This window comes from Rhizobium sp. CG4, from assembly GCF_023701965.1.
Lineage (GTDB): Bacteria > Pseudomonadota > Alphaproteobacteria > Rhizobiales > Rhizobiaceae > Agrobacterium.
Window position 1 is genome coordinate 976888 of the sequence record NZ_JABAEG010000002.1, and the last position, 14528, is coordinate 991415.

Below are 14528 nucleotides of genomic sequence, written 5' to 3' on the forward strand. Positions count from 1 at the left end.
ATGCTTTCGCAACTCGCCATGTCTCCTCTGAAAACATAGATAAAGACACAGGCTTGTGTGAAACTGTCATGGTTTTGTTATCTAAAGCAATACTTATATGACCGACATTTCAGCACTATACAGAAATAGCTTATAAACAGAGCGGCCCCCGAGGCTTTCGCTTCGGGGGCCGTTCATCTCCTTCCGGGACTAGAGGTACTTACACCGGAAAGAGAAACTGGCAGACAGGCGCGGCGGTGGATCGTTTATTCTACCTTTGCCAGTTCAGAACGAATGACACTTCTCAATTCATCGATAGGCTTGAGGTCAGCACCATCTTCAAAGTGCCAGAACATCCAACCATTGCAGGCATCCAGCCCTTGCACCTTGGCTCCAAGCCGGTGAATTGAGCCCGCATCACCGCCTGAAGCAATCGTACCATCCGCACGAATAATGGCGCTATAACGGCGCTTCACATCGGTCAGAACCTGGCCTGGACGAACAAGTCCACTTTCAAGCAGCGTATTGAACGCGACACGTGGTTCAGCACGCTTGCCAGTCATAACCGTCAATTCGGCTTTACCCAGCGGCTCTACCGAAGCGATGCGAGCGGAAGCTGCATCAATGTAATCCTGTTCACGCTCAATGCCGACGAAATGGCGTCCCAAACGCTTGGCAACGGCACCGGTGGTACCAGAACCGAAGAATGGATCGAGAATGATATCGCCCGGCTTGGTCGAGGACATGATGACACGCGCCAGCAATGCTTCCGGCTTCTGCGTCGGATGAACCTTCTTGCCGTCTTCGCCTTTCAGGCGCTCATGCCCGCTGCAGATCGGGAACAGCCAATCGGAACGCATCTGCACGTCATCGTTAGATGCCTTCAGCGCTTCGTAGTTGAAGGTATAGCCTTTGGCCTTGGAATCGCGGCTGGCCCAGATCATGGTTTCATGTGCGTTCTGGAACCGGCGACCCTTGAAGTTCGGCATCGGGTTGGTTTTGCGCCAGACGATATCGTTGAGGAGCCAGAAGTTGAGATCCTGCAACATCGCACCGACGCGGAAAATATTGTGGTAGGAGCCAATAACCCAGATCGTGCCATTGGGCTTCAAAACACGGCGGCAGGCGAGAAGCCATGCACGTGTAAAAGCATCATAAGCCTCAAACGAAGCGAACTGGTCCCAGTCATTGTCAACGGCGTCGACAACAGACTGATCCGGACGATGCAGTGTGCCGCCAAGCTGAAGATTATAGGGTGGATCGGCAAAAATCGCATCGACCGACTGGCTCGGCAATGCTTCAAGAGCTGCTACGCAATCGCCCTTTATGATGCTGTCTTTCCAGGCATCCTCCTGCCCTGCACGATCAAAACCGGCACGCCGAAAATCGGCCAGCGGATAAACTGATGCCATCGGTACTCGCTCCATACGCTTACTCGAACTGAACTGATGCCTATGGTTACCGAAGATGGTTATCAAAGACTGAATGCGGCGCAGAAAAACGCAAATATCTGACAAAAAAGCATTATTTCATTTGTATTCAGTTGGTCATCGCAGTGTGACAAATAGAAGAAGCGAGCGTGCCATTAACCATGGCACGCAGCGGGTTCGACGGTTTCAGAGATGATTTTCACGCCCTTGAAACCGGAGGCGGCAACCTTGTCGCAAAGCGAACTCCATTCGCAATCATGGCAGGCTTTGCGAATCGAATTGTGTGAAAATGCCAACCGCAAACGTGACAGAAACACGTGGTCGGGTTCGAGCGTATCACCAATCACCAGTGTTTTCCCAAGCAACCGCCCGACCGCGCCCAGTGCAGCAATATCGCGCTGCACGACACTTTCCTTGTAACAATGCGCGCCCTGACTGCAGAGCAAGGGTTGGCATATATCGTCTGGCCCATCGACAAGCTCGATTGTCTCACCGGAAGACAGCCGTTTGGCGATTTTGCGATAATTATCGGTGAAGGCCACTGTGTAGCCCTCACCGACAAAGGTCAACATGCAGAGCAGATGATGCCCGCGCAGACGTATACTCAAGATGTCTTTACCCGGCCTATGGTTGCCTTGAGCAGCGTTGCTGCCAGAGCAGATTTAAGGACCGCGCCGATCAGGAATGGTACAACACCGGCGATCCAGGCTTTTTCAGCGCCGATCACCTGTGCCAGCCACATCCATCCCAAGAGCAGGCAAAGCAGGTTCGCGGCAAGGTGCAATGAAAAGCCGGCAAACAACCGATTGGCCGATATGCCCTTTTCAGTGAGGAAACCGACAAATATCGCCATTAGCGGAAATGCCACGAGGTATCCTGCGGTCGGCCCCATGAAGGGTGCAATGCCCGACTTGAACTCGGCAAGAACGGGAAAACCGACCATCGCCTCAGCGAGCCATGCCAAAACTGTCAGCCCGCCCAATCGCCATCCATAAAGCGCTCCAATCATCGTCACAGCAAATGTCTGCATGGTGATTGGCACAGGGACCATGGGCACCGAAATCTGTGATGCGATTGCCAACACCAGCGTGCCGGCAACCACGAGGACGACTTTCCCAAACAGAGTCTTTTCGAGATTATCGATAAGTCGACCGTTCAAAGCAGATACCTTTCCTGACATTATCTTTCCTTTTCAAAATTATAGATAATTCTGAATTTATAAGGATCAAACCGTCCAAGAACCAAATGGAATCTTCAAAACTTGAAAAATAGCACGCACCTTCACCAGGAGGCTGTGGAGATATTTCAATAAATGGCTTTATTTACAGTGAATTACGCGGAAATAAAATTATCTATAATTTTATCCGACGATAGCAAAGGCATCCTTCGTGGAGCCGGCTGGTGTGCGTATTGCGGTTCGGCCAATCCATTGCACGTGACCATCGAGAATACGCACAGCTTCCTCTCCCCTGCCAGAACGCAAGGCATTCAGGATAGCGCGATGGTCATGGTCTGTACGGCGCTCCCATCCGGCACGCCAAGCGGAAAACAGGAAACGCGCGCTCGCCGCATGCAGCCCGTCGATCGTTTCAAGCAATCGCGGCATGCCGCAAGGCGTTATGATCAACCGGTGAAAGCGCCGGTTTGCCGCCTCCCAGCTTCGCACATCCGCCGCGCTGTCGCCTTCGGCCGTTGCGGCCTCAGCCTCATCAAGAATGGCGGCAGTCATGTGCGGAATGGCGTGTCGCAAGGCCAGAACCTCGAGAGCCGCGCGCATTTCAGCAACTTCGCGGACTTCGTTCAGACCGAAATCTGCAACCCTTACGCCGCGTCGCGGCAGGCTGATGGCAAGCCCTTGCGCTTCAAGCCTCCGAAAAGCCTCACGCACAGGGACGTGACTGGCACCGAACTCTTCAGCAATATGATCCTGCCGCAGCCGCTCACCCGGCGACAATTCACCACGAACGATCCGGTCGCCGAGACTGCGTGCGATACGCGCCGCGATTGTATCATCCGGCTTGCGGGGTTCTTTAGGAGCCATGCTTTCCCATAGAATGCGGTGCAGAGCTTGTCGAGCAACAAAAGCAAGCAGGTTGAGCTTAACCGCCGCATGGTCTAAAAGCGCCGCGATTTGTTATTCTGAAAGGAGCGCAGATGAGCGCCTTCGACCTTATCATTTTTGACTGTGACGGCGTGCTGGTCGATTCCGAAATCATTGCCGCGCAGGTCGAATCCGCACTTCTGACAGATGCAGGCTATCCGATTACCGTGGAAGAGATGGGCGAACGTTTTGCCGGCATGACATGGCACAATATTCTGCTGGCTGTTGAGCGTGAAGCAAGCATACCGCTGTCGGCATCGCTGCTCGACAAATCGGAAAAGCTGCTGGATGCCCGCCTACAGCGCGACGTCAAAGTCATCGAAGGCGTCAAGTTTGCGCTGGCGCGCCTGACGCTGCAGCGCTGCATTTGCTCCAATTCCAGCAGCAAGCGTCTGGACATGATGCTGACCAAAGTCGGCCTGAAGCCTTATTTCGATCCGCATATCTATTCGGCCAAAGACCTTGGTCCGGACAGGGTAAAACCGAAACCGGATATTTTCCTGCACGGCGCCAGCCAGTTTAATGTCTCGCCATCCAAGACCGTTGTTGTCGAGGATTCCGTTCACGGCGTTCATGCGGCAAAAGCGGCTGGCATGCGTGTTATCGGCTTTACCGGCGCCTCGCACACCTACCCAAGCCACGCTGACAAGCTGACCGATGCGGGCGCAGAAACCGTCATCGCCCGCATGATGGACCTGCCGGCTGTCGTTGCAGCGCTGTCCGATTGGGGCGGCATTTCCTGATAAAGAAAATGGGCGGAGGAACACGTTGTTCTTCCGCCCATTTTTCAAAACCTTGCCACCCGACTAAAGCAGATTTACGCTGACGGGCCAGCCAGTCGTTACTTCTTCTTTTTCACACCATCATCGAAGCCGACGAAGACGTTTACAGTCTTTGGTGCGCCGCCAGGGCCATTTGGAATGGCAACATGGTCATTGTTGAAGATGAACTGTGCGCCACCATCAGCCGCAATATTGACCGGGAACTGCGTTACCTCGGAGAAAATTTCACCGTCGCCATCTTTTACAGAGACGCGAATTGGCAATGTCACCGCACCTGGCTTTGCCTGTGGACCGGGAACGATTCGGCCCTGCACCAAAACATTCACAGTCAATGTGTCCATGTTCATCGTGCAGGCGCGGGTGCTGTCAGCCAATGACGCCTGATAAACCAGTTGTTCCGGATTATCCTTGGCGCCGCGCGCATAAACGCGATGCACGGCATTGCTATCGAGAACCGTTACCTTGGGGCAGTTTGCCTGCACAACCGGCGTAACAGCTGCGGCTGCCGGGGTTGCACTGCCGCCGGTTTCGCCGATGCCGAGCGCTTCCGATGGGCTGGAAGAGTTGCATCCGGCAACGATAGCCAGCAGCGACATGGCGGCGGATAAACGCAAAATATGACCTGACACTCTGTTCAATCCTCTACACTGCCTCCGAGGTGTACCGGAGAACCTGTTTAACGGCCTTTCACGCCAGTTGGCGATGGTCTATAGCAGCGACGTCGGAAAAAATCGATTGGCCTGTTCGGATTTGCTTGAATTTTCCTCAGCATCACTGAATACCACCATATCTGTTTTGCTTCGGCGACCTGACTGCTTACGACAAGGGACCATCTCGTGGAATATGTTTCGACCAGGGGCGAAGCCCCTTCGCTGGGTTTTTGCGATGTATTGCTTGCCGGTCTGGCACGCGACGGCGGGCTGTATGTGCCGCGTAAATGGCCGTCGATGAGCAAAAAGGAAATTCGTGCGCTGCGCGGAAAGTCCTATCAGGAAATCGCCTTTGAAGTGCTTTACCGTTTTACAGGCGGCGAAATTCCGGCTGATGATTTCCGCGCGATGATAGACGAGGCCTACGCCACGTTCAAACATCCAGCCGTTGCTCCGCTGGTGCAGACCGGTCCCAACTCCTACGTGCTTGAACTTTTCCACGGCACGACGCTGGCGTTCAAGGACGTCGCCATGCAGCTGATCGGTCGCCTGATGGATTACGCCCTTACGCAGCGCGATCAAAGAGCGACTATTGTTGGCGCCACATCCGGCGACACTGGTGGCGCCGCAATCGACGCGTTTGCCGGCCGCGAACGTACAGACATCTTCATCCTCTTCCCGCACGGCAAGGTTTCGCCAGTGCAGCAGCGCCAGATGACCAGTTCGACCGCATCGAACGTGCACGCCATTGCCGTTCACGGCAATTTCGACGACTGCCAGAATCTCGTCAAAGAAATGTTCAATGACGCCAAGTTCCGCGACACCGTCAAACTGTCCGGCGTCAATTCCATTAACTGGGCGCGCATCATGGCGCAGGTGGTTTATTATTTCACTTCGGCACTGACGCTGGGCTCTCCGGATCGCAAAGTGTCCTTCACCGTACCAACAGGCAACTTCGGTGACATTTTCGCAGGCTACGTCGCCAAGAAAATGGGCCTGCCAATCGATCGTCTGGTCATCGCCACAAACGACAACGACATTCTGGCGCGCACGCTGAAGACTGGCCGTTATGAAATGCGTGGCGTGAAGGCGACCACCTCGCCTTCGATGGATATCCAGATTTCCTCGAACTTCGAGCGCCTGCTGTTTGAAGCCTATGACCGCGATGCGCGTGCCGTGCGCAATTCCATGGATGGTCTCAAGCAGTCCGGCTCTTTTGAAATTCCAGAAGAAACTATGAAGTTTATTCGTCGCGACTTCCGCGCAGGCCGTGCAACCGAAAAGCAGGTTGCAGCAACCATTCGCGACACCCTGCAGGAAACTGGCTATTTGCTGGATCCGCACACAGCAACCGGCGTTTTTGTGGCGAAAAAGCATGAAAAGCCACGCAGCCCGATGGTTACGCTGGCCACTGCTCATCCAGCAAAATTTCCGGCGGCTGTAAAATCCGCTTGCGCAATCGATCCGGCCCTTCCATCATGGCTCGCTGATCTTATGAACCGGGAGGAGCGTTTCGAAATTCTTGAGGCCGACCTTAAAGCCGTTGAAACCTTTATCGGCAAACATGCGCGCGCCAAGGAATAGAGACGCGGAAAGACGTTAAAATGAATGTTCAAGTAACCCGGCTTGCGTCCGGGTTGACGGTCGTAACCGAGCGCATGCCACACATTGAGAGTGTGGCCCTCGGGGTTTGGATCAAATCGGGTTCACGCAATGAAACCGATAATGAGCATGGCATTGCTCACCTTCTTGAGCACATGGCATTCAAGGGCACGGCGAGACGCACAGCCCGCCAGATTGCGGAAGAGATTGAAAACGTAGGCGGTGAAGTCAACGCCGCAACATCGACAGAGACCACCTCCTATTACGCCCGCGTCCTGAAGGACGATGTCCCGCTCGCAGTGGACATTCTGGCTGATATCCTGACAGAATCCTCGTTTGAGGAAGACGAGCTGGAGCGCGAGAAAAACGTCATTCTGCAGGAAATCGGCGCTGCCACCGACACTCCCGATGACGTGATCTTCGATAATTTTTCCGGCGTTGCCTATAAAGATCAGACCATCGGCCGGCCAATTCTTGGCACACCTGAGACGGTCCAGTCGTTTACCACCTCACAAATTCGCGCATATCTTTCCCGCAACTACACGACGGACCGTATTTTCGTCGTTGCTGCCGGTGGCGTTGACCACGAAACATTTGTCAAGCAGGTCGAGCAGCGCTTCTCCAGCCTGCCGCAGACACCGAATGCGCTGCCTGTCATGCAGAAGGCGATCTACACCGGCGGTGAAATCCGCGAAACGCGCGACCTGATGGATGCGCAGGTGTTGCTCGGTTTTGAAGGCAAAGCCTACCACGCCCGTGATTTCTACTGCTCGCAAATTCTCGCCAATATTCTGGGCGGCGGAATGTCTTCGCGACTGTTTCAGGAAGTGCGCGAATATCGCGGTCTGTGTTATTCGGTTTATGCGTTCCACTGGGGCTTTTCCGATACCGGCATTTTCGGCATCCACGCAGCAACAGGCGCAAACGATCTGCCGGAACTGGTTCCAGTTATTCTGGAGGAGCTTCGCAAGTCTTCTGATAAAATCCACAATCAGGAAATCGAGCGTGCCCGGGCCCAGATTCGTGCGCAGTTGCTGATGGGTCAGGAAAGCCCTGCCGCCCGTGCCGGACAGATTGCACGGCAGATGATGCTTTATGGTCGGCCCATCCCCAATGACGAGATGATGCAGCGCCTGCGTGACATCACCACCGAGCGATTGACGGATCTTGCCGGACGCCTGTTCTTCGACAAGGCTCCGACACTGTCTGCCATCGGCCCGTTGGAAAATCTCGCGTCCATGGACGATATCTCCGCTGCCCTCTCAGCACCGCAGCACTTACAGAAAAAAGCAAATGCCTAGGTTGACGCCCCTGACAACGATCAGGAGGCGATGGTCGTAACGGGGAATTGAATGAGCCGAGCCATGTTGCGTTTTTTCTCACGAAACGGCGACAAACCGGAAATTCGCGATTCGTCCTATTTGCTGCGCCTGCCGCAATATTCGGATTTTCGGCAATGGCACGGGCTACGCTCTGAAAGTCGTCGGTTTCTGCAACCGTGGGAACCGACTTGGCGGCCAGATGAGTTAACAGAAGGTTCTTTCAGAACGCGGGTAATCCGCAACGGCCAGGAATTCTCCTCCGGCACCGCTGTAGCGCTCCTAGTTTTCAAACAGCCCGAAATGTTACTTCTCGGCGGTCTTACAATCGGCTACATACGCAGAGGTGCAGCGCAAAGCTGCATGATCGGATACTGGATGGGCGAACGATATGCGGCACAAGGTCATATGTCTGCCGCATTAAGACTGGTAATACCCTACATCTTCAATGGGCTACAGTTGCACCGAATTGAGGCAGCCTGTATTCCAGATAACTTCAAAAGCATCCGGTTGCTCGAAAATGCCGGCTTTCAGCGGGAAGGTCTCTTGCGAGAATATCTCAAGATCAATGGTGAGTGGCGCGATCATGCCATGTTCTCCTTAATCGCTGATGGTCGCCATGACAGTAGGAAACCGGACTGATTATGGCTGGCATGTATTCAAAATTTCGAGTTTCACGGCTGATCGCAGCAATCGCCATCTTTTTTTCGGCCCTACTGGCGCTGGCCGGTTTCGCAACGACTGCTGCTGCCTTTGAGCCGGTGAAGATTTCGCGCGATGCCACCGCGCTGGACCTGACCGCCACGACCGATATTCATGTCAATCAGGGTGAAGCCTTTCAGGTATCCACCGCACCGGGACCCGATGGTATTCGCCGCCGTATCGAGGTGCGTGCCAGCTCTCCTGCCCACCAGGGTGACTGGGCAGTTTTTGCGCTCGCCAACGTGTCCGAAGAGCAGCTTGAGCGCGTTATCGTTGCCCCGCATTTCCGTCTGGTGAATTCCAAGGTATTCTGGCCGGATCTTGGTTCTCAGCGCATCATCGCTATCACCCCCAGTGAAGGTTTTGCGCTGGACCGTCAGCCAAGCCCGGATGCCGACGTTTTCCGCATCACCCTGAACCCCGGTTCTGTCATTACCTTCGTTGCCGAGCTTTCCACGCCGCAACTGCCACAGATTTATCTGTGGGAACCGGAAGCCTACAAGGACACCGTCAACGCCTTTACACTCTACCGCGGTATCGTGCTTGGCATTGCCGGCCTGTTGGCGGTGCTGCTGACCATTCTGTTCGTGGTCAAGGGCACATCGGTTTTGCCAGCTTCGGCTGCCCTTGCCTGGGCTGTTCTTGCCTATATCTGCGTGGATTTCGGTTTCCTTGAGAAGCTGATCAGCGTGACCTCAAGCGATCAGCGAATATGGCGCGCGGGGGCGGAGGTCGCTCTCGCATCCAGCCTTGTGATCTTCCTGTTTACCTACCTCAACCTCAACCGGTGGCACGCCCATCTTGGTTATGCGACATTCGCTTGGGTTGTCGGTCTGGCACTTCTGTTCGGCGTTGCGATCTATGACCCGTCGGTGGCGTCGGGTATCGCCCGTATTTCCTTTGCCCTGACCGGTGTCGTCGGTATTGCCCTGATCATTTATCTCGGCTTCAACCGCTATGACCGCGCCATTTTGCTGGTGCCTTCATGGGCGTTGATCCTTGCATGGCTTTTCGGCAGCTGGCTGACCGTTACCGGTCAACTGGACAATGACATTATCCAGCCGGCGCTGGGTGGTGGTCTTGTCCTGATCGTGCTGTTGATCGGCTTTACAGTCATCCAGCATGCCTTTGCCGGCAGCGCCTACCAGCAAGGCCTGTTTTCAGACCTCGAGCGCCAGTCACTTGCCCTAACCGGCAGCGGCGACACCGTTTGGGACTGGGATGTTACCCGTGACCGCATCGTGACCACGCCAGACATTTCCCTCAAGCTGGGTCTTCATCCCGGCAGCATGCATGGCGCAGCGCGCAACTGGTTGCCACGCCTTCATCCCGACGACCGCGACCGGTTCAAGGCAACGCTAGACGTGCTACTCGACCACCGTAAGGGTCGTTTCAACCATGAATTCCGCATTCGCGCCGAAGATGGTCATTTCCATTGGCTGCAGATTCGGGCTCGGCCGGTTCTCGGTTCCAACGGTGAAATCATTCGCTGCGTGGGAACGATTACTGACATTACCGAGCAGAAAAACTCGGTGGAGCGCCTCTTGCAGGATGCACTCACCGATAATCTGACCGGCCTACCGAACCGTCAGGTTTTCCTTGATCGCTTGCAATCGATCCTCAACCTGACCGCTGACGGCGACAGTGTCCGCCCGACGGTTCTTGCCATTGATATCGACCGCTACAAGCTGGTCAATGATACGCTGGGCATTGCCGCTGGTGACAATATTCTGATCGCGCTGACCCGCCGCCTGCGCCGTCTGCTTAAACCGCAGGATACGCTCGCCCGCCTTGGTGGTGATGAATTTGGCCTTATCCTCGTTTCCGAACGAGATCCGGCCCGTATTGCTGATTTTGCCGATGCGGTGAACAAGGCGATCATGGTGCCGATCAACTTTGCCGGACGTGAAATCATCCTGACGGCATCGGTTGGTCTGGTTTCCTGGATAGATCAGCAGGACAGTGCAGCCGGACTGCTCAGCGACGCCGAACTTGCCATGTACCGTGCAAAACGGTCTGGCGGCAACCGTGTCGAACCGTTCCGTCCGGCGTTCCGCAGTTCCGGTACAGACCGTTTGCAGCTGGAAAGCGACCTGCGCCGAGCATTGGAGCGAAAGGAGCTTTACCTCGCCTATCAGCCCATCATCCGGCTGGATAATGGCGACATTGCAGGCTTCGAGGCTCTCATGCGCTGGGAGCATCCCAAGCGCGGCAATATTCCACCCAGTGAGTTCATTCCTATTGCAGAGGCCTCAGGCCTGATCGAACAGCTCGGGATGTTTGCACTTGAGCGCGCTGCGACCAACCTCGTGGAATGGCAACAGGCGATCGACAAATTGCCGATCTTTGTTTCCGTCAACATCTCCAGCGCCCAGTTGCTAAACAACGAACTTTACAACGATGTTCGCAGCATGCTGGCACGCACACACTGCAATCCCAAGCAGTTGAAGCTGGAACTGACCGAATCCATCGTGATGGAAAACCCCGAGCAGGCACGGCTTGTCCTCAACAAGCTCAAGGACACAGGTTTGAGCCTTGCCCTTGATGACTTCGGGACCGGTTATTCATCGCTTGCCTATCTGACCCGCTTTCCATTCGATACGATCAAGCTGGACAAGGCGCTGGTCGCCAATTCTACAGAGAAGCGCAATATCCTGCTTATGTCGGTGATCGCGATGGCCCGTGCCTTGGAAATGCATGTGGTGGCCGAAGGCATCGAAACGCCAGAAGACGCAGCCGAACTGGCACGCATGAACTGCCATTACGGCCAAAGCTTCATTTTCGGCACACCGGAAAATGCAGACGCTTCACTCAAGCTGTTGCGCGAGCGTTTTCAGCCAGCCAAACGCGCCTGATCCGTTGAAATATTGCCATGCACCAGTTCGTGAATGAACTGGAGCTTGGCGGTAACAACCGGTGTAACGACAAATGGATAGAGATCTCCCTGCCCCATGCTGCGGTGAATGGAGTTCATCGCCACGCTGAGCGGCACCCAGACGGATACGAGCTGTTCTGCACTGCGGGCATTATACGGATCAAACTCAACTTCTGCGGCCATCTCCTTGTGACCTTCAGGTTCGATCGCCATGCCGAAAGACCCAGCCGTCTCCAGTGTGTCGATGATATGCAGGTAATGGGCAAAACATTCGGCAAAGTCTTCCCAGGGATGGCTGGCGGCATAGGTACTGATGTAATTTTCCTGCCAACCTTCCGGCGGTCCACTCTGGTAATTGCGCTCGAGCGCTTCGGCGTAGTCTTGCGTTTCGTCGCCAAACACGGCGCGGAATGCTTCGAACCGATTTGCATCACGTACCAGCTTGTTCCAAATGAAGTGCCCTGTCTCGTGCCTGAAGTGCCCGAGCATGGTGCGATAGGGCTCATTCATGTTGCTGCGAACTTGCTCACGTGTCGCGTCATCCGCTTCAGCGGCACGGATGGCGATCAACCCTTCCTCATGGCCGGTCATGGCGGGAATGATATTGCCATCCGGCGTTACTTCGTCCACCAGGAAATCAAACACCAGCCCGCTCTGCGGGTCTTGTAGTCGGTCAGGCACAGGCAATCTCAACCGTAAAAGCGAATAGAATAGGTGGCGCTGCGCTTGGCTAATACGTCTCCAGCGCTCAAGACCAACCGCGGTCGAAGCATCGGGCACCAGTCTGTTGTGTTTACAGACTTCACAAAACTCACCGTCCTGCTCGGCAGGGATCGTCCAGTTACAGATGTCGTGAACCTCATTGGCGCAGAAACGAACTTGTCGCTCAGGAGATGACACCAAGCTCCAAAGCGGTTCACCAGCTGGCTGCAAAGCTTCCAGCGCAACCATGTCTGGAATGAAAGCCAGACGGCTTCCGCATTTCACGCAATATCTATTATCGAAATGAATGGATTGGCCGCACGTCGCGCATGTAAAAAGTCTCATTTCAACCCCGCAGTCGCATCAATGAAACAAAAGAAAAGTGCAGGTAAAAGGTTACCTGCACTTAACGTTGCTTTGCCGATCACACGGCAAGCCAAGCATGGGGTGTTTACATGCGGTCGACAACATTCTTCACGGTATCTTTTGCTTTGCCGGTTGCTGTCTGGACCTTACCTTTGGTTTCCTGAACAGCACCTTCAGCGCGCATCTGGTCGTTGCCAGTTGCCTTGCCAACGCCCTGCTTCACCTTGCCAGCGACTTCGTTTGCCTTGCCAGCAACCTTATCAGACATGCTACCCATTGGACTTCTCCTTTAAACTTTTCTGCCGTCTGTAGCGGCAGCGTGGAGAAAACGTCAGCGACGCAGGCTGGTTCCAAACGCTGTTGAATTATTTTGAGTCATCAGGCGTGCCCGGCCGTAGTCGACAATGCAGAAAGCTCAATGCCCATCAATGAAAGCGCACGCTGGTACTTGTTATCGAGCGAGCGGTCAAAAATCATACCTTCATTCGCCTCGCAGTTCAGCCAACCATTCTGGACGATTTCTTCCTCCAGTTGGCCCGGCCCCCAACCAGCATATCCAAGCAGCATCGTCGCACGATCCGGTCCACGGCCATTGGAAATGGCACGCACGATATCCAGCGTTGCCGTCAGGGAAATTTCGTCGCTCACCGGAATGCTGGACTCACTGGAATAGTCATCGGAATGCAAAACAAAGCCGCGGCCGCTTTCTACCGGACCACCGCATTGGATCGGGAATTCCCGCGTGTGGTTTGGCAGCATGATAGCGTCGTTGCTGTCCATAAGGTTCAAATGCAGCAACACGTCGGTAAAGGTTATCTGCTGTGGCCGGTTAATGATGAAACCCATTGCACCAGCTGAGGAATGCGCAAAAATGTAAATCACTGAACGGGCAAAATTCCCGTCGTTCATCGCTGGCATGGCAATGAGAAATTGCCCATCCAGAAAGCCCCGTTCTCGCTTGTCCATGAGAGTTGAAAACTTCATATTCACCTCCGGATCGTTGGAAACTGTCGGCCCTGCCCTTTGCCCAATTCATTAAGGATGCGGTATTGTGGCCAATCAATCAACTGAAAATGATTGAATTTTTTTGATATGAAGTGGCAGAGCGCTGGCAGCTGGAGTAAATAAGAACCCATGCGTATTTCCAGATCACTTCAAGCCCTGTCCATATTTGCCAGCCTCAGCGTCTTTGGAACAGCAACTTCCGGCAACGCAACTGTGACCGAATGGGCGGAAAGCGAAGGCGGCCGCATGCGTGTGGTGACACTGGATGTCGACCAACATGGCATGCTTCAAGCCGGACTGGAAATCGAACTCAAGCCGGGATGGATCACCTATTGGCGTGAGCCGGGCGAAGCAGGTATTCCGCCGCATATTGAAGCCAGTTCACCGGACAGTGGCGTCACCGTTCAATCGCTTGTTTTTCCGGTTCCGAAACTCATCATGAACGGCGAGATGCGCGATATCGGCTATGATCAGTCCGTGTTGTTGCCCTTCAAACTTGGCGCGTTCGACCCCTCGAAAGAAATCTCTGCCAAGCTATCTGCTTTTATCGGCGTCTGCCAGAATATCTGCATACCGTTTCAGGCCGAGTTCGAAATCAACGTAGGCAGGTCTTCCAAAGCAACCTTGGATGAACGCCAGATCATTGAAACCGCATACAAAAAACTGCCTCAGCAACCCGACGACAACTTCAAGGTCGCATCCTACGCCCACAAACGCGACAATACGGTCACTTTCGACGTCCGGCTACCCGAGGGAGCTGGCGAGACATTCGAGGTCTATCTGACAGGGCCGAATGGCTACGCATTCTCCAGCCCCTCCAATATCAAGAAGACGGGACGACACGCCGTTTTCGATATGGATGTGAGCGGACTGCCCAAACGCTTCCGCATGCCGGGTAGCAATTGGCGTGTTCTGATAAAGGCCGGTGGCAAGGCAATCGAAAGCCCGCTTCAGTTTTAACAAAATTCATTTTTCACGGACCGATTTAGCCTCTACGGTGCCCGCGGAAAATCTT

General features: G+C 54.4%; 14 protein-coding genes. 6 read left to right on the forward strand and 8 right to left on the reverse strand.

The genetic code is table 11. The features are described from left to right. Nucleotides 1-245 precede the first annotated feature (245 nt). The 4 genes from HGO37_RS09870 to HGO37_RS09885 all read right to left on the reverse strand — a co-directional run bounded on the left by HGO37_RS09870 (nucleotide 246) and on the right by HGO37_RS09885 (nucleotide 3450). A complete protein-coding gene (locus tag HGO37_RS09870) occupies nucleotides 246-1391 on the reverse strand; it encodes a site-specific DNA-methyltransferase (RefSeq protein WP_192487196.1) in 1146 nt (381 codons plus the stop codon). A 173-nt stretch (nucleotides 1392-1564) separates the two neighbouring features. Then, nucleotides 1565-2017 (reverse strand): DUF1284 domain-containing protein, encoded by a 453-nt coding sequence (locus HGO37_RS09875; protein WP_250983157.1) that lies wholly within the window; start codon nucleotides 2015-2017, stop codon nucleotides 1565-1567. Continuing rightward, on the reverse strand, nucleotides 2014-2589 hold the full coding sequence (locus HGO37_RS09880; protein WP_192487194.1) for a biotin transporter BioY: 576 nt from the start codon (nucleotides 2587-2589) through the stop codon (nucleotides 2014-2016). The genes HGO37_RS09875 and HGO37_RS09880 overlap by 4 nt, the downstream gene beginning before the upstream one ends. A gap of 180 nt (nucleotides 2590-2769) precedes the next feature. Further along, entirely contained in the window at nucleotides 2770-3450 is a 681-nt protein-coding gene (locus HGO37_RS09885; RefSeq protein WP_192487193.1) for a GntR family transcriptional regulator, read from the reverse strand. Between the two features lie 113 nt (nucleotides 3451-3563). Here HGO37_RS09885 and HGO37_RS09890 point away from each other — a divergent pair, with 113 nt between their 5' ends. Then, nucleotides 3564-4253, forward strand: coding sequence for an HAD family hydrolase (locus HGO37_RS09890; RefSeq protein ID WP_250983158.1), 690 nt, complete (start codon nucleotides 3564-3566; stop codon nucleotides 4251-4253). A gap of 98 nt (nucleotides 4254-4351) precedes the next feature. Here HGO37_RS09890 and HGO37_RS09895 read toward each other — a convergent pair whose 3' ends face one another. Beyond that, the gene (locus HGO37_RS09895; protein WP_192487856.1) at nucleotides 4352-4888 is read right to left on the reverse strand and encodes a PilZ domain-containing protein; all 537 of its coding nucleotides are present in this window, start codon (nucleotides 4886-4888) and stop codon (nucleotides 4352-4354) included. Between the two features lie 240 nt (nucleotides 4889-5128). Here HGO37_RS09895 and thrC point away from each other — a divergent pair, with 240 nt between their 5' ends. From thrC to HGO37_RS09915, 4 genes are read left to right on the forward strand one after another with little or no spacing between them, the layout of a single operon-like run. After that, nucleotides 5129-6526 (forward strand): threonine synthase, encoded by a 1398-nt coding sequence (gene thrC / locus HGO37_RS09900; protein WP_250983159.1) that lies wholly within the window; start codon nucleotides 5129-5131, stop codon nucleotides 6524-6526. Nucleotides 6527-6546: 20 nt separating this feature from the next. Next, nucleotides 6547-7845: a M16 family metallopeptidase gene (locus tag HGO37_RS09905; RefSeq protein ID WP_192487190.1), complete on the forward strand. Its 1299-nt coding sequence runs from the start codon at nucleotides 6547-6549 to the stop codon at nucleotides 7843-7845. A 51-nt stretch (nucleotides 7846-7896) separates the two neighbouring features. Beyond that, nucleotides 7897-8505 (forward strand): GNAT family N-acetyltransferase, encoded by a 609-nt coding sequence (locus HGO37_RS09910; RefSeq protein ID WP_192487189.1) that lies wholly within the window; start codon nucleotides 7897-7899, stop codon nucleotides 8503-8505. Nucleotides 8506-8507: 2 nt separating this feature from the next. After that, a complete protein-coding gene (locus HGO37_RS09915; RefSeq protein ID WP_192487188.1) occupies nucleotides 8508-11420 on the forward strand; it encodes a sensor domain-containing phosphodiesterase in 2913 nt (970 codons plus the stop codon). Here the strand turns inward: HGO37_RS09915 and HGO37_RS09920 are convergent. The 3 genes from HGO37_RS09920 to HGO37_RS09930 all read right to left on the reverse strand — a co-directional run bounded on the left by HGO37_RS09920 (nucleotide 11399) and on the right by HGO37_RS09930 (nucleotide 13492). After that, on the reverse strand, nucleotides 11399-12487 hold the full coding sequence (locus HGO37_RS09920; RefSeq protein ID WP_250983160.1) for a zinc-binding metallopeptidase family protein: 1089 nt from the start codon (nucleotides 12485-12487) through the stop codon (nucleotides 11399-11401). The two genes, HGO37_RS09915 and HGO37_RS09920, sit on opposite strands and share 22 nt — an antisense overlap. Before the next feature lie 106 nt (nucleotides 12488-12593). Next, nucleotides 12594-12785 (reverse strand): CsbD family protein, encoded by a 192-nt coding sequence (locus tag HGO37_RS09925; RefSeq protein WP_192487186.1) that lies wholly within the window; start codon nucleotides 12783-12785, stop codon nucleotides 12594-12596. Between the two features lie 101 nt (nucleotides 12786-12886). Then, a complete protein-coding gene (locus HGO37_RS09930) occupies nucleotides 12887-13492 on the reverse strand; it encodes a YqgE/AlgH family protein (protein WP_250983161.1) in 606 nt (201 codons plus the stop codon). Nucleotides 13493-13642: 150 nt separating this feature from the next. Here HGO37_RS09930 and HGO37_RS09935 point away from each other — a divergent pair, with 150 nt between their 5' ends. After that, a complete protein-coding gene (locus HGO37_RS09935; RefSeq protein WP_250983162.1) occupies nucleotides 13643-14473 on the forward strand; it encodes a protein-disulfide reductase DsbD domain-containing protein in 831 nt (276 codons plus the stop codon). Nucleotides 14474-14528: the final 55 nt, after the last annotated feature.

Excerpts from the sequence above, each read along its gene's own strand:
- HGO37_RS09870 (WP_192487196.1), bottom strand. The coding sequence starts at position 1,391 with ATGGCATCAGTTTATCCGCTGGCCGATTTTCGGCGTGCCGGTTTTGAT.
- HGO37_RS09880 (WP_192487194.1), bottom strand. The coding sequence starts at position 2,589 with ATGTCAGGAAAGGTATCTGCTTTGAACGGTCGACTTATCGATAATCTC.
- HGO37_RS09885 (WP_192487193.1), bottom strand. The coding sequence starts at position 3,450 with ATGGCTCCTAAAGAACCCCGCAAGCCGGATGATACAATCGCGGCGCGT.
- HGO37_RS09890 (WP_250983158.1), top strand. The coding sequence starts at position 3,564 with ATGAGCGCCTTCGACCTTATCATTTTTGACTGTGACGGCGTGCTGGTC.
- HGO37_RS09895 (WP_192487856.1), bottom strand. The coding sequence starts at position 4,888 with ATGTCGCTGCTGGCTATCGTTGCCGGATGCAACTCTTCCAGCCCATCG.
- HGO37_RS09905 (WP_192487190.1), top strand. The coding sequence starts at position 6,547 with ATGAATGTTCAAGTAACCCGGCTTGCGTCCGGGTTGACGGTCGTAACC.
- HGO37_RS09910 (WP_192487189.1), top strand. The coding sequence starts at position 7,897 with ATGAGCCGAGCCATGTTGCGTTTTTTCTCACGAAACGGCGACAAACCG.
- HGO37_RS09915 (WP_192487188.1), top strand. The coding sequence starts at position 8,508 with ATGGCTGGCATGTATTCAAAATTTCGAGTTTCACGGCTGATCGCAGCA.
- HGO37_RS09920 (WP_250983160.1), bottom strand. The coding sequence starts at position 12,487 with ATGAGACTTTTTACATGCGCGACGTGCGGCCAATCCATTCATTTCGAT.
- HGO37_RS09925 (WP_192487186.1), bottom strand. The coding sequence starts at position 12,785 with ATGGGTAGCATGTCTGATAAGGTTGCTGGCAAGGCAAACGAAGTCGCT.
- HGO37_RS09930 (WP_250983161.1), bottom strand. The coding sequence starts at position 13,492 with ATGAAGTTTTCAACTCTCATGGACAAGCGAGAACGGGGCTTTCTGGAT.
- HGO37_RS09935 (WP_250983162.1), top strand. The coding sequence starts at position 13,643 with ATGCGTATTTCCAGATCACTTCAAGCCCTGTCCATATTTGCCAGCCTC.